The sequence below is a fragment of the Pseudomonas sp. B21128 genome (genome assembly GCF_044218865.1).
GTDB classification, from domain to species: domain Bacteria; phylum Pseudomonadota; class Gammaproteobacteria; order Pseudomonadales; family Pseudomonadaceae; genus Aquipseudomonas; species Aquipseudomonas iridis.
Map to the genome: position 1 here is coordinate 1,404,803 of NZ_CP162590.1, position 19,765 is coordinate 1,424,567.

Annotated in this window: 20 protein-coding genes and 2 pseudogenes; 15 read left to right on the plus strand and 7 right to left on the minus strand. The window is 59.0% G+C overall.

Going from position 1 to position 19,765, the window contains the following annotated elements:
* The first annotated feature begins 53 nt into the window (after positions 1–53).
* The 4 genes from pstB (at position 54) to AB4P91_RS06135 (ending at position 3,959) form a co-directional block, all read left to right on the plus strand.
* Entirely contained in the window at positions 54–887 is an 834-nt protein-coding gene (gene pstB / locus AB4P91_RS06120; RefSeq protein ID WP_042561817.1) for a phosphate ABC transporter ATP-binding protein PstB, read from the plus strand.
* Between the two features lie 71 nt (positions 888–958).
* Positions 959–1,720 carry a phosphate signaling complex protein PhoU gene (phoU, locus tag AB4P91_RS06125; RefSeq protein WP_042561816.1) on the plus strand — a complete coding sequence of 254 codons (762 nt, stop codon included), beginning with the start codon at positions 959–961 and terminating at the stop codon, positions 1,718–1,720.
* A gap of 176 nt (positions 1,721–1,896) precedes the next feature.
* On the plus strand, positions 1,897–2,856 hold the full coding sequence (locus AB4P91_RS06130; RefSeq protein WP_150688301.1) for a response regulator: 960 nt from the start codon (positions 1,897–1,899) through the stop codon (positions 2,854–2,856).
* Between the two features lie 206 nt (positions 2,857–3,062).
* Complete coding sequence (locus AB4P91_RS06135; RefSeq protein ID WP_150595935.1) at positions 3,063–3,959, plus strand: M23 family metallopeptidase; 897 nt, start codon at positions 3,063–3,065, stop codon at positions 3,957–3,959.
* A 116-nt stretch (positions 3,960–4,075) separates the two neighbouring features.
* Here AB4P91_RS06135 and AB4P91_RS06140 read toward each other — a convergent pair whose 3' ends face one another.
* The 3 genes from AB4P91_RS06140 to phoB all read right to left on the minus strand — a co-directional run bounded on the left by AB4P91_RS06140 (position 4,076) and on the right by phoB (position 7,651).
* Positions 4,076–5,416: a hemolysin family protein gene (locus AB4P91_RS06140; RefSeq protein WP_150593411.1), complete on the minus strand. Its 1,341-nt coding sequence runs from the start codon at positions 5,414–5,416 to the stop codon at positions 4,076–4,078.
* Between the two features lie 121 nt (positions 5,417–5,537).
* Entirely contained in the window at positions 5,538–6,824 is a 1,287-nt protein-coding gene (gene phoR / locus AB4P91_RS06145) for a phosphate regulon sensor histidine kinase PhoR (RefSeq protein ID WP_395604943.1), read from the minus strand.
* Positions 6,825–6,961: 137 nt separating this feature from the next.
* Entirely contained in the window at positions 6,962–7,651 is a 690-nt protein-coding gene (gene phoB, locus AB4P91_RS06150; RefSeq protein WP_007896474.1) for a phosphate regulon transcriptional regulator PhoB, read from the minus strand.
* Between the two features lie 151 nt (positions 7,652–7,802).
* Here phoB and AB4P91_RS06155 point away from each other — a divergent pair, with 151 nt between their 5' ends.
* Entirely contained in the window at positions 7,803–8,189 is a 387-nt protein-coding gene (locus AB4P91_RS06155) for a hypothetical protein (RefSeq protein ID WP_150593413.1), read from the plus strand.
* A gap of 112 nt (positions 8,190–8,301) precedes the next feature.
* Here the strand turns inward: AB4P91_RS06155 and ubiA are convergent, their stop codons facing one another.
* Both ubiA and AB4P91_RS06165 read right to left on the minus strand, forming a co-directional pair.
* Positions 8,302–9,192: a 4-hydroxybenzoate octaprenyltransferase gene (gene ubiA, locus AB4P91_RS06160; protein ID WP_042561810.1), complete on the minus strand. Its 891-nt coding sequence runs from the start codon at positions 9,190–9,192 to the stop codon at positions 8,302–8,304.
* Positions 9,192–9,752 carry a chorismate--pyruvate lyase family protein gene (locus tag AB4P91_RS06165; protein WP_395604493.1) on the minus strand — a complete coding sequence of 187 codons (561 nt, stop codon included), beginning with the start codon at positions 9,750–9,752 and terminating at the stop codon, positions 9,192–9,194. Before AB4P91_RS06165 ends, ubiA begins: the two co-directional genes overlap by 1 nt.
* 200 nt (positions 9,753–9,952) lie before the next feature.
* Here AB4P91_RS06165 and AB4P91_RS06170 point away from each other — a divergent pair, with 200 nt between their 5' ends.
* From AB4P91_RS06170 to AB4P91_RS06180, 3 genes are all read left to right on the plus strand, one after another.
* Positions 9,953–10,120 (plus strand): rubredoxin, encoded by a 168-nt coding sequence (locus tag AB4P91_RS06170; RefSeq protein ID WP_007954349.1) that lies wholly within the window; start codon positions 9,953–9,955, stop codon positions 10,118–10,120.
* 21 nt (positions 10,121–10,141) lie between these two features.
* Entirely contained in the window at positions 10,142–11,290 is a 1,149-nt protein-coding gene (locus tag AB4P91_RS06175; RefSeq protein ID WP_150593415.1) for an NAD(P)/FAD-dependent oxidoreductase, read from the plus strand.
* Positions 11,291–11,480: 190 nt separating this feature from the next.
* Positions 11,481–11,756: an HU family DNA-binding protein gene (locus AB4P91_RS06180; protein ID WP_003213368.1), complete on the plus strand. Its 276-nt coding sequence runs from the start codon at positions 11,481–11,483 to the stop codon at positions 11,754–11,756.
* A gap of 97 nt (positions 11,757–11,853) precedes the next feature.
* Here the strand turns inward: AB4P91_RS06180 and AB4P91_RS06185 are convergent, their stop codons facing one another.
* Both AB4P91_RS06185 and AB4P91_RS06190 read right to left on the minus strand, forming a co-directional pair.
* The gene (locus AB4P91_RS06185; protein WP_150593416.1) at positions 11,854–12,210 is read right to left on the minus strand and encodes a hypothetical protein; all 357 of its coding nucleotides are present in this window, start codon (positions 12,208–12,210) and stop codon (positions 11,854–11,856) included.
* Between the two features lie 335 nt (positions 12,211–12,545).
* Positions 12,546–12,827: pseudogene (locus AB4P91_RS06190) on the minus strand (contractile injection system protein, VgrG/Pvc8 family); the annotation flags it as partial.
* Positions 12,828–13,539: 712 nt separating this feature from the next.
* Between AB4P91_RS06190 and tssA the strand changes: the two are divergent.
* From tssA to AB4P91_RS06225, 7 genes and pseudogenes are all read left to right on the plus strand, one after another.
* Positions 13,540–15,102 (plus strand): type VI secretion system protein TssA, encoded by a 1,563-nt coding sequence (gene tssA, locus AB4P91_RS06195; protein ID WP_395604494.1) that lies wholly within the window; start codon positions 13,540–13,542, stop codon positions 15,100–15,102.
* Between the two features lie 32 nt (positions 15,103–15,134).
* Positions 15,135–15,638 (plus strand): type VI secretion system contractile sheath small subunit, encoded by a 504-nt coding sequence (tssB, locus tag AB4P91_RS06200; protein ID WP_042561805.1) that lies wholly within the window; start codon positions 15,135–15,137, stop codon positions 15,636–15,638.
* A gap of 26 nt (positions 15,639–15,664) precedes the next feature.
* Positions 15,665–17,140 (plus strand): type VI secretion system contractile sheath large subunit, encoded by a 1,476-nt coding sequence (tssC, locus tag AB4P91_RS06205; protein WP_042561804.1) that lies wholly within the window; start codon positions 15,665–15,667, stop codon positions 17,138–17,140.
* 9 nt (positions 17,141–17,149) lie between these two features.
* The gene (gene tssE / locus AB4P91_RS06210) at positions 17,150–17,557 is read left to right on the plus strand and encodes a type VI secretion system baseplate subunit TssE (RefSeq protein ID WP_150593418.1); all 408 of its coding nucleotides are present in this window, start codon (positions 17,150–17,152) and stop codon (positions 17,555–17,557) included.
* A gap of 11 nt (positions 17,558–17,568) precedes the next feature.
* A pseudogene (locus AB4P91_RS06215) lies at positions 17,569–17,886 on the plus strand (PAAR domain-containing protein); the annotation flags it as partial.
* A gap of 1,162 nt (positions 17,887–19,048) precedes the next feature.
* Positions 19,049–19,354: a hypothetical protein gene (locus AB4P91_RS06220; RefSeq protein WP_224790544.1), complete on the plus strand. Its 306-nt coding sequence runs from the start codon at positions 19,049–19,051 to the stop codon at positions 19,352–19,354.
* The gene (locus AB4P91_RS06225) at positions 19,351–19,758 is read left to right on the plus strand and encodes a hypothetical protein (RefSeq protein ID WP_224790545.1); all 408 of its coding nucleotides are present in this window, start codon (positions 19,351–19,353) and stop codon (positions 19,756–19,758) included. The genes AB4P91_RS06220 and AB4P91_RS06225 overlap by 4 nt, the downstream gene beginning before the upstream one ends.
* Positions 19,759–19,765 lie beyond the last annotated feature (7 nt).

Sequence of the window (19,765 nt, forward strand, 5' to 3'; positions counted from 1 at the left end):
TTGGCTATGCCAGTGGTTCATAGAACCGAATTTGTTAGCACAGGGGATATCCCATGCAGCACGAAACGCATACCCACGGCATCAACATGTCTGCCCTGGGCCGCGACAAGCAGAGCCTGAACCTCGAGCAGGAAACCGTTGCCATCGAAGTGCCGGGCCTGAGCCTGTACTACGGCGAGAAGCAAGCGCTGTTCGACGTCAGTATGAATATTCCGAAACAGCGCGTGACCGCGTTCATCGGCCCGTCCGGCTGCGGCAAATCCACGCTGCTACGGACCTTCAACCGCATGAACGACCTGGTTGACGGTTGCCGTGTTGAAGGCGCGATCAACCTGTACGGCAACAACATCTATCGCAAGGGCGAAGATGTGGCCGAACTGCGTCGTCGCGTCGGCATGGTGTTCCAGAAGCCGAACCCGTTCCCGAAAACCATCTACGAAAACGTGGTTTACGGTCTGCGCATCCAGGGCATCAACAAGAAGCGCATCCTCGACGAAGCCGTTGAGTGGGCCCTCAAAGGCGCGGCGCTGTGGGACGAAGTAAAAGATCGTCTGCACGAGTCGGCACTCGGCCTGTCCGGTGGTCAGCAGCAACGTCTGGTGATCGCACGCACCATCGCGGTTGAACCGGAAGTCCTGCTGCTCGACGAGCCGTGCTCGGCACTCGACCCGATCTCGACGCTGAAAGTCGAAGAGCTGATCTACGAACTGAAGTCCAAGTTCACCATCGTCATCGTGACCCACAACATGCAGCAAGCCGCACGGGTGTCCGACTACACGGCGTTCATGTACATGGGCAAACTGGTGGAATTTGGCGATACCGATACGCTGTTCACCAATCCGGCCAAGAAGCAGACCGAAGACTACATCACCGGTCGTTACGGCTGACAGTTGCGGGTTACTCACAGAATTGACGCTGCGGCCCGCCGCACCTTACCGGACGCTCCAAGGACGCCAACATGATTAGTAAAGAAGGCCTTACCCATCACATTTCCGCGCAGTTCAACGCTGAGCTTGAGGAAGTGCGCAGCCACCTCCTGGCCATGGGCGGACTGGTCGAGAAGCAGGTCAACGACGCGGTCACGGCATTGATCGAGGCTGACTCCGGCCTGGCTCAGCAAGTGCGCGAGATTGACGACCAGATCAACCAGATGGAACGCAACATCGACGAAGAATGCCTGCGCATTCTGGCCCGTCGTCAGCCGGCGGCGTCCGACCTGCGTCTGATCATCAGCATCTCCAAGTCCGTGATCGACCTGGAGCGCATCGGCGACGAAGCCACCAAGATCGCTCGCCGCGCTATCCAGTTGTGCGAAGAAGGCGAAGCCCCGCGCGGTTACGTCGAGGTTCGCCACATCGGCGACCAGGTGCGCAACATGGTCCGCGATGCGTTGGACGCGTTTGCCCGTTTCGACGCCGATCTGGCCTTGTCGGTGGCGCAATACGACAAAATCATCGACCGCGAGTACAAGACTGCCCTGCGTGAACTGGCGACCTACATGATGGAAGACCCGCGCTCTATCTCGCGCGTCTTGAGCATCATCTGGGTGCTGCGTTCGCTGGAGCGCATCGGCGACCACGCGCGCAATATCTCCGAGTTGGTGATCTATCTGGTGCGCGGCACCGACGTGCGCCACATGGGCCTCAAGCGCATGAAGGAAGAAGTTCAAGGCACAAGCGGCGAAACCGCTAATGTTCCGGGCGTTGCTGACGATAAGTAAGATTGCCTGAGAAAAGCGCCCGGCCCTTTGGCCGGGCGTTTTTGTTTCCGGTGCTTCTGAATCAATCGAATTAAAAAGCAGCACCCGCGAACGAAAAGTCCCGGCGTGACTGAAGAGTTTTGGCAATGTGCCATCAGCCAGCGTTATGCTTGCCGGGATTTTAATAGGGGTGTTGGATGAGCAAGATCAGTGTGTTGGTTGTGGACGATGCTTCGTTCATTCGTGACCTGGTGAAAAAGTGCCTGCGTAATTATTTCCCGGGGATCCGCACCGAGGACGCCATCAACGGCAAAAAGGCCCAGGCCATGCTGGCCCGTGAAGCCTTCGACCTGGTCCTGTGCGACTGGGAAATGCCGGAAATGTCGGGTCTGGAACTGCTGACCTGGTGCCGCGAGCAGGACAATCTCAAGACCATGCCGTTTGTCATGGTCACCAGCCGTGGCGACAAGGAAAACGTCGTGCAGGCAATCCAGGCCGGCGTTTCCGGCTACGTCAGCAAGCCGTTCACCAACGAACAACTGCTGACCAAGGTCAAGCAGGCGCTGAACAAGGTCGGCAAGCTCGACACCCTGATGAACAGCGCCCCGACCAAGATGAACTCGGCGTTCGGCAACGACTCCCTGAGTGCCTTGACCGGCGGCAAGGCAGCGGTCATTGGTGGCGGCGCCCCGGCTGCGGCGGCGGTCAATCCGTTTGCCAAACCCGTCGCCGCAGCGCCTGCACCGGCGGCAGCCGCGTCCCGTGGCTTGCTCAACAGCCCACCGGTCAAGGCACCTGCGGCTGCGTCCTCGCCTGCCAGCGGTCGCGGTCAGGGCCAATTGCGCCTGCCGAGCGGCACGCAGCAGTGCGTGATCAAGGCCCTGAGCATCAAGGAAGCGCTGCTGGTGGTGAAACGCACCGACACCCTGCCGCAGATCCTCGACAGCGCTGTGCTCGACCTGGAGCAGGGTGACAACGCCGAAATCGCTCGCCTCAATGGCTATCTGCACGCCATCGTTGCGTTTGAGCAAAAACCTGATAGCGAATGGCTGCAACTCACGTTCCGCTTCGTCGACCAGGACGCGCAGAAACTCGACTACATCTCCCGCCTGATCGCCCGCGGCACGGCGCAGAAGCACTTCGTTCCGGGCGCCTGATCTTCAGCGCCTGCCAGACCGTCTTCGCGAGCAAGCTCGTTCCCACATGGATCACGCCGAACCTGTGGGAGCGAGCTTGCTCGCGAAGAGGCCAACACTGCACCCCTCATCTCCCGCAATGCCCAATTTGAAACATCTGCCGACTACCCTGGTCTGTCTCACCTGCTAGGCTCTTTCCCAGGCCTTACTTCGACAGACTCTTGCCCATGCTCGCGCGACTGCTGTTTTTCTGTGGTTTGGTCATGGCCTCCAACCTGGCTGTGGCGATGACCATCTACAAATCCACCGATGCCAACGGCGTGGTCTCGTACAGCGACCGTCCGAGCAAAGGTGCGAAGGTGTTCGTGTTTCAGGACCGAATGGTCGAGCGCCTCGAGCGCCAGGTCTACCTCGACATCAAGAAACAGAAAGGCGCCGACGTGGTGTTCGTACGCAACGACCTGTATGCGCCGGTTGAGATAGCGCTGGCGTTTACAGGGCTGAGCAACGTGCGTGGCGCGCCGGCTCAAACCATTCGCCGGGTGTTGCCGGCGCGCAGCAATACGCGGTTGGCGCTGCTCAAAGCGGTGTCCGGCGGCCAGCCACTGGTGTATTCGCCGCAGTTTCACTATTCCCTCGGCGATCCTGCCGGAACGGCGCAGGGCTACCGTTACCCGCTGCCGTGGCGTGGTGGGCCGTTCCGCTTGAGTCAGGGTGCCAACGGCCAATACAGCCACTATGGACCGAAGAACAAATACGCGATGGACATCGCCATGCCGGTCGGCACGCCGATCATCGCGGCGCGGGCCGGGGTGGTGGTAAAGACCGAGAATTCGCAGAGTGGGCGCGGCAATGATGCGTCCGGCAATTTCGTGCGGGTGCTGCACGACGACGGCACGATGGGCGTGTACCTGCATCTCAAGCAAGGGTCGGTGAGTGTGCGCGAAGGGCAGCGGGTGACGGTGGGCAGTCCGTTGGCGCTGTCGGGCAACACCGGCAACAGCAGTGGCCCGCACCTGCACTTTGTGGTGCAGCGCAACAGCGGCGCGGGGCTGGTGTCGATTCCCTATCAGTTCAACCAGCCGCTGGGAGCGATGCCCAACTTTGCGTTGGGCAAGCAATGATGGTGGGGTGTCTGATCTGACGCCCTCGCGAGCAAGCTCGCTCCCACAGGTTCAGAGTGATCCCTGTGGGAGCGAGCTTGCTCGGGAAGGGATCGACTGAGTCAGGGCTCAGTCGATCAATCCAGCATCAACACCTTCGCCAGCACAATCTTCGGCCCTTTCATCTTCTTGATGATGATCCGCAAGCCTTCAACTTCCAGCACTTCTTCCTCTTCCGGGACCCGTTTGAGGGTTTCATAGACCAGACCGGCGAGGGTTTCGGCTTCGATGTGGTCCAGGTCGATTCCCAGCAGGCGTTCAACCTTGAACAACGGCGTGTCGCCGCGCACCAGCAGCTTGCCCGGCTGATAGGCAAGAATGCCGCGTTCAGCCTTGCGGTGTTCGTCCTGAATATCGCCGACCAGCACTTCCAGCACGTCTTCCATGGTCAGGTAGCCGATGATGTTGCCGTCAGCCTCCTCGACCACCGCGAAGTGCGAGCCACCCTTGCGGAACTGCTCCAGCAGCTGCGAGAGCGGCATGTGTCGCGACACGCGCTCCAGCGGGCGGGTCAGCTCAGCCAGGTTGAACGATTCGGGAATGTGATCCAGCGCCGCCAGTTCCAGCAGCAGGTCCTTGATGTGCAGCAGGCCGACGAACTCCTGGCGCTCGCTGTCGTACACCGGATAGCGGCTGAACTTGTGGCGACGGAACATCGCCAGAATTTCCTTGAGCGGCGCGTTGAATTCCAGCGTGATCAGGTCTTCGCGGGAGTTGGCCCAGTCGACCACTTCCAGTTCGCCCATTTCCACTGCCGAGGCCAAAACACGCATGCCCTGGTCGCTCGGGTCCTGGCCACGGCTGGAGTGCAGGATCAGTTTCAGTTCTTCGCGGCTGTAATGGTGTTCATGGTGCGGGCCGGGCTCACCCTGGCCGGCGATCCGCAGAATCGCGTTGGCGCTGGCGTTGAGCAGGTAGATCGCCGGGTACATCGCCCAGTAGAACAGGTACAGCGGCACCGCCGTCCACAGCGACAGCAGCTCGGGTTTTCGGATCGCCCAGGATTTGGGCGCCAGCTCACCGACGACGATGTGCAGATACGAAATGACGAAAAACGCCGCGAAGAACGACACACCTTTGATCACTTCAGGCGACTGCACGCCAACGCTTTCCAGCAGCGGCTCGAGAATGTGCGCAAACGCGGGCTCACCCACCCAGCCCAGACCGAGCGAGGCGAGGGTGATACCGAGCTGACACGCCGAGAGGTACGCATCGAGCTGGCTGTGTACGGTGCGCAGGATGTGCCCGCGCCAGCCGTTCTTGTCGGCGATGGCCTCGACCCGGGTCGAGCGCAGTTTGACCATGGCGAATTCTGCCGCAACGAAAAAGCCGTTGAGCAAAACCAGGATCAGAGCAAAAAGGATCATGCCGAAATCGGCGAATATTGTTGCGAGGGACAAGCCAGGGGAAGGGTCCATGATGGAGTTTTGCGGGTTCCGTGTGATTCAAAAGAGATAAAGCCGCGCCTGAAAGGCAGGCACAAGTCAGCCAATGTAGCGGCTGGCTTGGCGATTGCCTAGTGGCGCGTGCCGGCCGGTATCACTCGGCGGCGCTGATCGCCCGTGCGTAAGCGACCTGAGCCGGGGCGAAATGGCAGGTGAACGTGCTGCCGTGGCCCGGCACGCTGCTGATCTCCATGCGCGCGCGGTGGCGCAGCAACACGTGTTTGACGATGGCCAGACCGAGCCCGGTGCCGCCGGTGTTGGAGTTGCGGCTGGAGTCGACACGGTAGAAGCGTTCGGTCAGTCGCGGCAGGTGTTTGCTGTCGATGCCGATCCCCGAATCCTGCACGCTCAGGTGTGCGCCTTGCTCGTCGCCCCACCAGCGCATGCGGATATTGCCCTCGGCCGGGGTGTACTTCACCGCGTTGAACACCAGATTGGAAAACGCGCTGCGCAGTTCCGCCTCGCTGCCCTTGAGCAACAGGCTGCTGTCGGCCTCCAGAGTGATGCGCTGGTTTTTCGAGCCGGACAATTGCTGAGCGTCGCTCGTAATCGATTGCAACAGCGTGTCGATCTGTATCGGTTGGTTGTCGGACGGGTAATCGGTGGCTTCCAGCTTCGCCAGCAGCAACAAATCGTTGAGCAGCGTCTGCATGCGCCCGCCCTGTTGTTGCATCTGCTGCAGGGCGCGGCTCCAGCGCGGGTTCACTTCTTCGACGTTGTCGAGCAGGGTTTCCAGATAGCCGCAGATCACCGTCAGCGGCGTGCGCAATTCGTGGGAGACGTTAGCGATGAAGTCTTTGCGCATCTGTTCCAGCTGATGAATGCGCGTGACATCGCGCACCAGCATCAAGTGTTCATTGTTGCCGTAGCGCGTGAGGTACAGCTGAATGCGCACGCGATCGTTGGTTGGCGAGGGGATTTCCAGCGGCTCTGCGTAAGCGTCCTGCTCGAAGTATTCCTTGAAGCGTGGATGGCGCACCAGGTTGGTCACCGGTTGGCCACTGTCCTGTGGGGTTTTGAGCCCGAGCAGGGTTTCGGCGGCGCGGTTCCACCATTCGAGGTTGCCGTCGCTGTCGAGCATGATGACCGCGTCTTTCAGCGCGGCGGTGGACTCCTGAACCCGGTCGATCACGGCTTGCAGGCGCCCGCGCACTCGCTGGTCGCGGCGTTGCAGGTGATAAATGCTGTCGAACACCTCGCCCCACAGACCGTAGCCATCGGGCGGTGCTTCATCGGGTTGGTGCAGGCGCAACCACTCGTGCAGGCGCAGCAATTGCTTGAGTGTCCAGGCCAGGTAAATGCCCAGGCCCGCCGCGAGGCTCCAGCCGTAATAGCCGGTTATCAGGCCTATCACCAGACAGGCTGTGACCAACAGCAGCATGTGGCGAATCAGGGTGCCATGCCAGTTTTGATTCACGGGGGCGTCCTTAGCCGCAGCTTCAAGTTTCTAGCTGCAAGCTGCAAGTCAGAGCGGCTCGCTGTTTCTTGCCGCTTGTAGCTAGAAGCTTGCAGCTGTTTTTATGCTTTTGTGGAAAACCGGTAGCCGGTGCCGCGCACGGTTTGTACCAGATTTTCGTAGGCGTCGCCGAGGGCCTTGCGCAGGCGTCGGATGTGCACGTCGACCGTGCGCTCTTCAACATAGACGTTGCCGCCCCAGACCTGATCCAGTAACTGGCCGCGAGTGTAGGCGCGTTCCTGGTGGGTCATGAAGAATTGCAGCAGACGGTATTCGGTCGGGCCCATCTCGGCCGGTTTGCCGTCGATGGTCACGCGGTGGCTGATCGGGTCGAGCAACAGGCCACCGACTTCGATTGGCGCTTCGCCATCGGTCGGACCGGCTCGGCGCAACACGGCCTTGAGGCGGGCAACCAGTTCGCGTGGGGAAAACGGTTTGGTGATGTAGTCATCGGCGCCGACTTCAAGGCCCTGAATCTTGTTGTCCTCTTCGCCCTTGGCGGTGAGCATGATGATCGGGATGTCCCCGGTCAGCTCGTCACGCTTCAAACGTCGGGCCAGCTCGATGCCGGAGGTGCCGGGCAGCATCCAGTCGAGCAGGATCAGGTCCGGCTTGCGGTCGACGATGATGGCGTGGGCCTGCTGCGAGTTCTCAGCCTCGAGGCAGTCATAGCCGGCCATTTCCAACGCCACGGCGATCATTTCGCGAATGGGCGCTTCGTCGTCGACGATCAGAATGCTCCTGCCAACCATGCCTTAATCCTCTTGTCATTTAACTGTCTTGCGCCGCATTAGATAACGGAATTATTGCAGTCGTGTGACAGTATTTCAGCTCGGGGGCGAATGTGCAGATCCTCAACTAAGCTTTCAGTCCGAATCCTGACAACCACAAAAGAAGGTTTCCATGACTCAAATGACTGTTTCCTTCAAGGCTTTGCTGATGGCTGCCGCCCTGACTCTGCCTGGACTGGTGATGGCTGCCGATCCGGCCATGATGAAAGACGGCATGATGGTCGACCACAAAGGCATGACGCTCTACACGTTCGACAAGGACGCTGGCGGCAAGTCGATGTGCAACGACGACTGCGCCAAGAACTGGCCACCATTGATGGCGCCGGCGGACGCCAAGGCTGACGGCAAATGGAGTGTCATCAAGCGCGATGACGGCATGATGCAGTACGCCTACGATGGCAAACCGCTGTACACCTTCATGAAGGACGAGAAGCCTGGAGACATGACAGGCGACAAGATGAAAAGCGTCTGGCACGTCGTTCGCGAATCGCAGAAATAACCGCGATTGCCTGTGGGAGCGAGCTTGCTCGCGAAGGCGTCGTGTCAGTCAGTCAATCTGTTAACTGATACACCGCTTTCGCGAGCAAGCTCGCTCCCACAGGTTGTGTGTTTCAACGCAACGCGTAATCCAGCACGATCCCGACAAAAATCGCCAGCCCGGCCCAGTGGTTGTGCAAAAACGCCTGGAAGCAGCGCATCCGGTCCTTGCTGCGGGTGTACCAGAACTCCCACGCATAGCAGCCGGCGGCCACCAGCAGACCGAGTTGAAACCAGGTCCCCAGCTCAAATTTCGACCCGGCCAGTAACAGGCATCCCAGCGACAGCGCCTGCAAGGTCAGGATGATCACCCGATCCGCCTCGCCAAACAGAATCGCCGTGGATTTCACGCCGATCTTGAGATCGTCATCGCGATCGGTCATCGCGTAATAGGTGTCGTAACCCACCGTCCACAGCAGATTGGCGATCCACAGCAGCCACGCCGCCGCTGGCAACTCGCCGGTCTCTGCGGTGAAGGCCATCGGCATCCCCCAGGAAAACGCCGCGCCCAGTACCACTTGCGGGTAATACGTGTAGCGCTTCATGAACGGATAGGTGAAGGCCAGCGCCAGGCCGCCCAACGACAACCAGATTGTCGGGGCATTGGTGCAGAGCACCAGCAGGAAACTCACGCCCATCAGCAGCGCAAAGAACACCAGCGCCTCTTTTGAGCTGATCCTGCCGGCTGCCAAGGGCCGTTGCGCGGTGCGTTTGACGTGGCCGTCGACCTTGCGATCGGCCCAGTCGTTGATCACGCAGCCACCGGCGCGGGTCAGCACTACACCGAGGACGAAAATCACCACGTTGGCCAGCGACGGCGAACCCTTGCCGGCGATCCACAACGCCCACAAGGTTGGCCACAGCAGCAGATAAATGCCGATCGGCTTGTCCATGCGCGTCAACTGAATGAAATCCCAGGCACGCGGGTTCAAACGGTTCAGGGATTTGAGCAGGCTCTGGTACATCAGCAGTTCTCCGGATGGGCGCGTGCGGCGTCCCACAGGCTCGGCAAGAAGATTTCCGCAACCAGCACGCTCAATGCGCCACGGTCGAAACGCGAACGACGCCCCCACAGCTCGGGCGCCCTGGCGGCTGGCGGCAGCCATTGCTCCGGGTAGTGACAGACTTCGATGGCGCGGCGCTGGAAGGCCTGATCGCAAAACAGCAGTTCGCCCAGCGAGCGGCTGCCCAACTCATCCATGTGCAAACCATCGCCCTGCAATGCACTGCGCGATGCCACGCTGCGGGCGAACACCCACGCTTGGCCATGGCCGCGCAAATACACCTCGCGCACCCAGCCTTCGCTGCCTTCTGCCAGATCCAGCGCGGCGCATTCATCGTCGCGCAAGGTGTCCCAGCCTTCGAACAGCGGCATGACACTGAAGCCATCGTTAGACAGACGGGTCAGGCGGCGGGTCAGCGAACCTTCGTCGAACAGCCAGTCCAGGGTCGAAGAGTCGGGGAGGGGCGTCAGTCGGCTTTGGGGCAGCCAGAGCGGGGCCGGGGAGGAACTTGTCTGTTGCACAATGAGTCATTATTGGCCGCAAATGAGGCGGCGAGCTTACCATGACGAGCAGCGACATTGATTGATCCGGGTTGCCGTTGCGCCGAACAGGCTTGCATCTGCCCGGTACCATCAGTACAAAACGCCCTGAGCCGGATGGCAGCGCAACACCCATCGACCATTCGCGCCGGCAAAAGCCTGAATCCTGAGGAAGTACCTGAATGAAGAAGTGGCAATGTGTGGTCTGTGGCCTGATCTATAACGAAGCCGACGGCTGGCCGGATGACGGCATCGCGCCGGGCACCCTGTGGCAGGACGTGCCGGAAGACTGGCTGTGCCCAGACTGCGGCGTTGGCAAGATGGACTTCGAAATGATCGAAATCAACTAAGAAAAACTGAGGAAGTAAGGCATGAGCGCACCAGTCGTGATCATCGGCACCGGGCTTGCGGGCTACAACCTGGCCCGCGAGTTTCGCAAGCTCGACAGCGAAACACCGCTGCTGCTGATTACCGCCGATGACGGTCGCTCCTACTCCAAGCCGATGCTCTCCACCGGTTTCGGCAAGAACAAGGACGCCGATGGCCTGAGCATGGCCGAGCCAGGCGCGATGGCTGAGCAATTGAAGGCCGAGGTGCGCACCCACACGCGCATCAGCGGCATCGACGCGGGCCACAAGCGTCTGTGGATCGGCGAAGAAGCCGTGGCATATCGCGACCTGATCCTCGCCTGGGGTGCAGAAACCGTACGCGTGCCGATTGAGGGCGACGGTGCTGATCGGGTGTTCCCGATCAATGATCTCGAAGACTACGCACGTTTCCGCGCGGCAGCGGCTGGCAAGCGTCGGGTACTGGTGCTCGGTGCCGGGTTGATCGGCTGTGAATTCGCTAACGATCTGATCCTCGGTGGCTACGAGGTGCAACTGGTTGCGCCGTGCGAGCAAGTCATGCCGATGCTGCTGCATCCAGCGGCCGCAGCCGCGGTGCAGTCCGGGCTGGAAAGCCTTGGCGCAAAATTCCACCTCGGCCCTGTGCTGACCCGTCTGCACAAGGTCGCCGATGGCCTGGAAGCGCATTTGTCCGACGGTCAGGTCATTCCCTGCGACGTGGTGGTTTCGGCCATCGGCCTGCGCCCGCGCATCGATCTGGCGGCGGCGGCCGGCGTGCAGGTCAATCGCGGTGTCGTGGTTGATCGACAACTGAAAACATCCCACGCCAATATCTATGCCTTGGGCGACTGCGCCGAGGTCGACGGGCTGAATCTTTTGTACGTGATGCCCCTCATGAGTTGTGCGCGCGCGCTGGCGCAAACCCTCGCAGGCAACCCGACGGCGGTGAACTACGGCCCGATGCCGATCACCGTGAAAACCCCGGTCTGCCCATTGGTGGTGTCGCCGCCGCCACGGGGCAGCGAAGGGATCTGGACCGTCGAGGGGCAGGGCGCCGACATCAAGGCCCTGTGCCACGGCGTCGACGGTCAGTTGCTGGGTTATGCCCTGACCGGTGCGGCGGTGATGGAAAAACTCGCCCTGAACAAACAGCTTCCTGCCTTGCTGGCGTAAATACCGGTCGTTCTGTCGGAATCACCCAGCTTTTGCCCCTACAAAGGTCGCGGGGAGACTGGCGCCGCCCGTATCCGCGTGCCATTCTCACTCCCGTCTGCCGCAGCGTAGAGCCTGCGGCGCCTTGGGCGCTGTTCCAACGAGAACAGCACGGACATAACAACAAAAAACCGTCAAAGGGGCTTCACTAATGCGTAAACCAGAACTCGCCGCTGCAATTGCTGAAAAAGCAGATCTGACCAAAGAACAGGCCAACCGCGTGCTCAACGCCGTTCTCGAAGAAATCACCGGCGCTCTGCACCGCAAGGACAGCGTCACGCTGGTGGGCTTCGGCACCTTCCTGCAACGCCACCGCGGCGCCCGTACCGGCAAAAACCCGCAGACCGGTGAGCCGGTGAAAATCAAGGCAAGCAACACTGTTGCATTCAAGCCAGGCAAGTCGTTGAAAGACAGCGTTAATCCTTAATTGCGACGAACTTCCTGAATAGTGGGGAGAACCGTAATAGAAAAATGGGCACATCGATTGCGGTCGAGTGCCCATTTTTTGTGGTTGTTTAACGCGCTTACTGGCGACGGAAGCAGGCCTTGCCATTGCCGAAGTCTACCGCCAGACAGTTTGGCTCGATGGCCAACTCCAGATCCTGAAACAGGCCGGACAAATCGCTGTTGGAAGCGGCTTTGGTTGCGCTTTTCAGCGTCAGTGTTTCGTTCTCCACCTGCCATGTTCCCTTGGCAAAACCGTCCGCACTGCCATACGAAACACCTGCATCAAAGGTGCCGTCCTTACGCAGTAGCAACTCGGCGCCCATTTCCATCGCGCCGTACAGATAGTAATGGCCCTCCAGCGGCGGGGTATCCGCTGACGCTTGGGTGATGGGCAGCCACATCAGTGCTGCGAAGAATAGTGGTTTCAGTTCCATGAGGTAATGCTCCTTAACCGCTTTCGTGGCGCGTTGAATTTTCCGGTGAAGGTTTCAAATTCCAGCTCAAGAAGCAACGAATAACGGCCTTCGTTTTTGCCAGATAGTGGTCCTCTTCTTTGACGAACTCCCTGATCGTAGCGTTTTGAGAGACCCTCTTTAGTAGCGTTTGAAGTCGAAATGAAAGGGACGACAGTGGTGAATGGTCGGTGACCGACGGTGGGTAAATGAATACCTGGAGATTTTGACGCCTTACCAGTCCTCATAGGGAAGCCCGAACTTTTCGATGTAGGCTTTGGATGCATCGGTAAGAGGTCGATGTTTACCGCCGGACTTATCAGCGTCAGCTCATAGCGAGTCAGACGTTTACCGGACTCTGCCACCATCACATCTTCGATGCGCCCGTGAATGCCTTCGCCGTCGAGGCCGAATTGTAGAAACGCGGGTTGGCTGAGCAGGCTCTCCAGATCGAAATCCGGATGCTCGCTGACCAGTTCAATCCGAAGAGAGTAGAGCTGACTGATGGCTTCGGTGCCGTTGAAGGCAAGCACTTTGAAGTCGTGTCGAATAGCGGGGATTTGCAGGGTGAATAGCGCGCAATTGCCTGCACTGAACATACGCTTGTCCTTAAGCAAGTGAGTCGATGCGCGGTGTCCGATCATCCGTGATCGCCACGCAAAATAATTTGCCCAGCGAAGCTAGCAACGCAGGAAATAAATTGATGTAAGAAGTATCCCTGAGATTTGTAAGAGTAATCCGGGTGTGAAGTGGCTGGGTGAAATGACGTAAAGGACTGTTGGAAAGGACTTCGATAACTATTGAGTTAGCACTGATGCGCAGTATTTGCCGTGAGTAAAGTTTCAAAAATATGAACTGCCATCAAATTGATGGCACTTTTGTAGTTGGGCGTTGTCGCCACTGAGTTGTGGATAGAAATCAGCAAATTTTCGGAAGAGTCCTACTTCTATTTTTTCAAAGTGTTGTCATGCTTGCCGACGTGAACTGGGACGGTCGTTCGGGTCAATGCGGTCAGGCTTGCTCGGACCGCTCTGGGCCGAGGGTTTCGAGGGCGCCGGGGGAATGCCTGCAATTTAAATCGATGTCAGGGAATCCCTTGTCATATATAGGGCGATCTCTTACGACCCCTCATGAACACTTCGTCTTGTTGTTTAACCAGATGCTTGCTAGTGGCCATCATAGTGATTACGATGCGCCCACTTGAAAGAGCTCTCACTCAATTGGATGAGTTTCATCACTGCTCTTCGATACTGTCCCGCGCTGCCGCACCTCAAATTGGCGCCTGACTGTAATCCTTAATAAAGGCCATGGATGTCCTACTCAAGCAAACTTTCCGCCCATTACCTCGAACTCGCCAAAGTCTCTGTTTCCAAAGAGAATTTCGCGGGCGAAGACGTTCGTTTTTCGAGCGAATTCGAGGCGCTGGAAAGCGAGCTGGCCAAAGCCTCGTCGATGCACGAAAGCGGGCAGATCGACTGGCTGAAAATTCGTGAAAACAGCGAAAGTCTCCTGCGTACCCAATCCAAGGATTTACGTGTCGGCGCCTGGCTGACCTGGTCGCTTTACCAGCGTGAATCCTTCCCCGGGCTGCTGGCCGGGCTTGGCTTGCTGCACCACTTGTCGGAAAACAACTGGGCCGACGTTCACCCGCTCAAACCTCGCACACGTGCCGCTGCCATCGGCTGGCTGGTGCCGCGTCTTGAGCAGGTCATCACCGAAAACATTGCGATCAAAGAGCAGTTGCCGATGTTCCGGCAGCTCTCCGAGCACCTGTCCGGTCTCGAAGCCGCTTGCGCTGAACATCTGGGTGACGACTCGCCGCTGTTGCTGCCGATCTCCCGCCGCCTGAAAACCATGATCCAGCGCGCCGCCGACAACCAGCCGGCCCCCGGTGTCGTGGGGGCGGCGGTGGCGCAGGTCAAGCAGGCGGCGAGTCAGCTGCTGACGCCCGGCGCGCCGATCGATAACGAAAGAGACGCCCACAAAGCGCTCCGCGCCCAGCAGGAAAGCGCCCGGCCGTTGTGCGCCTGGTGGCTCAAGCAGAAAGCCACCGACCTGCGCGCCCTGCGCCTGAACCGCACGCTGCTGTGGATGACTATCGACGCCGTGCCCGAGCGTAATGCCGAGCAGATCACCGTGTTGCGCGGTCTGCCGCTCGACAAGCTGAAGCTCTATCAGGATCGATTCGATCAGGGCAAATACGCAGACCTGCTGGTGGAACTGGAGGCGAGTCTGGCGAAGGCGCCGTTCTGGTTCGATGGCCAGAGGATGGTCTGGGAATGTCTCCAGAACCTCAACGCCGAGCTGGCCATGCGCGAAGTGGAAATCCACTTCGCGCTTTTGATTCAACGCCTGCCCGGCATTGTCGAATTGCGTTACCACGACGGCGCGCCGTTTGCCGATCCGTCCACCCGGGCGTGGATTGCCGCCAACGTCATGCCGCACCTGCAAAGCGCCAGCGCGCCACGCAAGGTTGAAAGCGACAACGTCGAAACCCAGCCCGCCTGGGAAAAAGCCCTCGAAGAAGTCTTGCCGACTCTGCGCAAGGAAGGCCTCAAGCCTGCCGTGCAGATTCTCAAGCAAGGGCTGCAATCGGCCCACGGCGGGCGCGAGCGCTTCTTCTGGCAGTTCGCGCTCGCAAGGCTGTGCTTCATGGCCAAGAAATACGAACTGGCCAAAAACCAGCTGGAAACCCTCGATCAGACATTACAGGACTCAGGCCTGCACGCCTGGGAGCCCGATCTTGCATTGGAAGTGCTGCACCTGCTGCACAGTTGCTGCGAGTTGTTGCCGCAGAACCATGCAGTGCGTGAACGCAAGGAAGAGATTTATCGCAGGCTGTGCCACCTCGATCTCGAAGTGGTACTCGAATAGGCCCCAGGGCCACAACCGCAAGGAGAAAAGCCATGGCCAAAGAAGGCTCGGTAGCCCCCAAGGAACGCATCAACGTCACCTTCAAACCCGCCACCGGCGGTGCTCAGGAAGAGATTGAACTGCCGCTGAAACTGCTGGCAATCGGTGACTACACCCACCGCAAGGACGAGCGCAAGATCGAAGATCGCAAGCCGATCAGCATCGACAAGATGACCTTCGACGAAGTGCTGGCCAAGCAAGAGCTTAGCCTGACGATGAACGTGCCGAACCGTCTGCAGGAAGAAGGCAGCACTGAAGAGTTGGGCGTGCAACTGCGCGTCAATTCGATGAAGGACTTCAACCCGGCCAGCCTGGTCGAGCAAGTGCCTGAGCTGAAAAAGCTGATGGAACTGCGTGACGCGCTGGTGGCCCTCAAAGGCCCGCTGGGTAACGCACCTGCTTTCCGTAAAGCCATCGAAGGCGTGCTCGCCGACGACGAATCCCGCGGTCGCGTACTCGGTGAGCTGGGCCTGAACGCCGCAGCCACCGACGCCTGAACCCAGCAGCCAAGGAAGCCAACACAATGAGCACTAGCGCAGCACAAGAGAAAGGCGCCGCCAGCGGCGAGTACAGCATTCTCGACAGCATCATCGCCGAAACCCGCCTGACGCCGGACGACGAAGCCTACGACATCGCCAAACGCGGTGTGTCGGCTTTCATCGAAGAGCTGCTCAAGCCGCAGAACAACGGTGAGCCGGTCAAGAAAGCCATGGTTGACCGCATGATCGCCGAGATCGATGCCAAGCTCAGCCGTCAGATGGACGAAATCCTGCACCACCCGGACTTCCAGGCACTGGAATCGTCGTGGCGTGGCCTGCAGTTGCTGGTAGACCGCACCAACTTCCGCGAAAACATCAAGATCGAAATCCTCAACGTCTCGAAAGAAGACCTGCTGGACGATTTCGAAGATTCGCCGGAAGTCATGCAGTCGGGCCTGTACAAGCACATCTACACCGCTGAATACGGCCAGTTCGGTGGTCAGCCGGTTGGCGCGATCATCGCCAACTACTACATGTCCCCAAGCTCGCCGGACGTGAAACTGATGCAGTACGTGTCCAGCGTAGCCTGCATGTCCCACGCGCCGTTCATCGCCGCTGCCGGCCCGAAATTCTTCGGTCTGGAAAGCTTCACCGGCCTGCCGGATCTGAAAGATCTGAAAGACCACTTCGAAGGCCCGCAATTCGCCAAATGGCAGAGCTTCCGTACTTCGGAAGACTCCCGTTACGTTGGCCTGACCGTGCCGCGTTTCCTGCTGCGTAACCCGTACGATCCGGAAGAAAACCCGGTCAAATCGTTCGTGTACAAGGAAACCGTTGCCAACAGCCACGAGCACTACCTGTGGGGCAATACCGCTTACGCGTTCGGCACCAAGCTGACCGACAGCTTCGCCAAATTCCGCTGGTGCCCGAACATCATCGGCCCTCAGAGCGGTGGTGCTGTTGAAGACCTGCCGTTGCACCATTTCGAAAGCATGGGCGAAATCGAAACCAAGATCCCTACTGAGGTTCTGGTTTCCGACCGTCGTGAATACGAACTGGCCGAGGAAGGCTTCATCTCCCTGACCATGCGTAAAGGTTCCGACAACGCGGCGTTCTTCTCCGCAAGCTCGGTGCAGAAGCCGAAGTTCTTCGGCATCAGCGCAGAAGGCAAGGCGGCAGAGCTGAACTACAAGCTCGGCACCCAACTGCCGTACATGATGATCGTCAACCGCCTGGCTCACTACTTGAAAGTGCTGCAGCGCGAGCAACTCGGTTCGTGGAAAGAACGTACCGACCTCGAGCTGGAACTCAACAAGTGGATCCGTCAGTACGTGGCCGACCAGGAAAACCCAAGCGCCGAAGTACGTGGCCGTCGTCCGCTGCGCGCTGCGCAAATCATCGTCAGCGACGTTGAAGGCGAGCCAGGCTGGTACCGCGTGAGCTTGAACGTGCGTCCGCACTTCAAGTACATGGGTGCCGATTTCACCCTGTCGCTGGTTGGCAAGCTGGACAAAGAGTAAGAGCGACTCATGGACGGATACGGCAGCCTTTTCGAACGTCTCAATGGCGACGCGGAAAAACGCAAGGGCAGGAGCCTCGAGGTTTCTGCCATGGCGTCAGTCGCTGCCCATCTGGCCAAAATGCTCAGCACCCGGGCCGGCAGCGTGCAAACGCTGTCCGACTACGGGTTGCCCGATCTCAATGACATGCGTCTGAGCCTGCACGACTCCCTGAGTCAGGCCCGTCTGGCCATCGAAACTTTCATCGAAGCCTACGAGCCACGCCTGAGCAACGTGCGTGTCATTTCCCTGCCGCGTGACCACGATCAGCTTCGCCTGTCCTTCAGTATTGAGGGGCTGCTGGAAGTTGAAGGGTTCAAGCGTCAGGTCAGTTTTTCCGCGCGCCTGGATGGCAGCGGTCAAGTGAAGGTCAACTAAGGAGATCCCCGATGTCTGGCAAACCTGCAGCACGCGTATCCGACCCCACCGCTTGCCCGCTCCCCGGCCACGGCACCAACCCGATCGCCGCCGGTTCCGGCGACGTGTTCTTCGACGGCCTCGCGGCCGCCCGCCAAGGCGATGCCTCGGCATGTGGTGGTGCGATGTCGGGAGGTTTGGCGACCACTGTGTTGATCAACGGCAAACCTGCCGCGACGGTTGATTCGGTGGGGACCCATGGCAACAAGGTTACGGCGGGGTCCGGCACGGTGATTATCGGGAATTCGCATTCGCCGGCGCCATTTTCGGGACTTGCCGCTATAGCAGTTGTCGCGGCGCTGGATTACCGACTGGGTTTGAAGTCCGGTGGCAATTCGGTACTGACGCCACTGGAAATTCCGGACTTCGATGAGCTGAAATCCGGGACATCGAAAAACCGCGAGCTGGTCGACTTCGTCGTCGAGAACCGCATGGACGCAGCTGACAGTGTGAAGCTGGAAGTGCTGGACGGCGAGAAGCTGGTATACGCCGAAGCCAATACCGCCCCGTTCCTGCCGCCAGGCAAGCATCCATGGCAATGGGATGGCTACGACACTGCCGGCATCCTCGACACCAAAGTCCTGAAAAGCCCGAACCTGAAAGTACGCCTCACCGCGACCGGGGCGGGAAAGCAGCAAGTCACTGAAGCGAAGCTTGATTGCTCGGCTGAAGAGGCGAAGTGGGTCGATGTGCGCGTTGACCGCAATGCCAAGACCGTTGAAGTGACATTGCGCCCGAGCTTTTCGGATGGCGGCAGTAGCGGTTCTACACCCGGATTGGTGGCCACGCCTTACAGCACGTTGCTTGGCTGGGCCAAGGAAGGTATCGAGTTGTATTGGTCGCGTAATGGCTCACGCGGCGGCGGTATCGCAGAGGGCATCACGACAAGCAAAGGTCTGTACAAAGTCACGGTCAGAACCGAGATCAACGTTGAGCCCAAAGCCGGGAATTTCCCGTTGATTGACTCCTTGTCGAAAGACTTTGGTCGTTCCACCAGTCTTGCGATTGCAAGAAAGGTTTATCACAACGCCGGCTATGCCTTTGACCAACTCGTCAAGCGACAAGGTCTGACGGCTGCGGATGCTGCCAACTTTGCCCAGGAAGAGTTCAAAGAGACGTCGGCCCATGAGTTTGGGCATCTGATTCTTAACGAATACGGCGGCGGACTCATCCCGAATTATTCCTGGACTCACAAAGAAACCTCCACGTTGATGCAGAACCCCAAGGCGAACCACCCAACGCCTGGCACCGGGGAAGTGGATGTCATGCATTACTTCAGCAGCTATACCCAGTCGGCTTCCAGTTTGCAGAAGCGCATGGCCGCTTCCGAGCAGGACGTGAAAAGCCTGCTCTGGCTGGCAAGGGTCGAATTCGATGACTAGGTTCGCCGGCTTCATCCTGTTGTTTTTTTCACTGTACGGCTGCGCTGCGCAGCAGGTTTACAACAACCACGTGTACATTGAAAACCGCTGTGGTCAGCCCTTGGAATTAGAGGTTTCCAACAGCTCCAACATGCACTCACTGGATCGCCGCATGACGGCCGAAGCGGGCGCGCGCGCGCTGGTGGCGAGCTTTGGCTCTTATGGCGAAGACGTGATCGAACAGATTCCGGGGAATTACCTGCTGACGATCAATGACGCTGCCGGGAGCAAAGCTGTTGATGGTGCCCAGTTGAAACAGCTCTTGAGCGCTGTTGAAAAAGTCAGAGACGGAACTCAGCGCGAGTGGACGATTCGCGAGGCATCGATTTGCCCATGAAACTGCCAGGGATGATTTCGATGTCGAGGTGGACGGGATCCTTTGCGGTTGTCGTTTCGTCGATTACCAGCGCTGCGCAACAGGTCTATCGCAACGACGTGTATCTGCTGAATACCTGTGGAGTACCACTGGAGCTGACGCTGGCAAACGACTCCAACTATGACGATCAGCCACGCAGTTTGACGTTAAACCCGAACCAGCGCAGTTCCATCGGCAACTACCAGTCATTCGGTGAAGATGTATCGGGTCAGATCAGCGACCAGTACAGCCTCTCTATCAAAAGCCCGACCGCGATGAAGTCCATCGACGCGCAGACCTTGCGAAATGCAGTAACGAGCATCAAAAAAACTGAAGAAAAAGCTGTCCGCTCCTGGACGATCGATACCGGGGCTTTCTGCCCATGAAGCATTT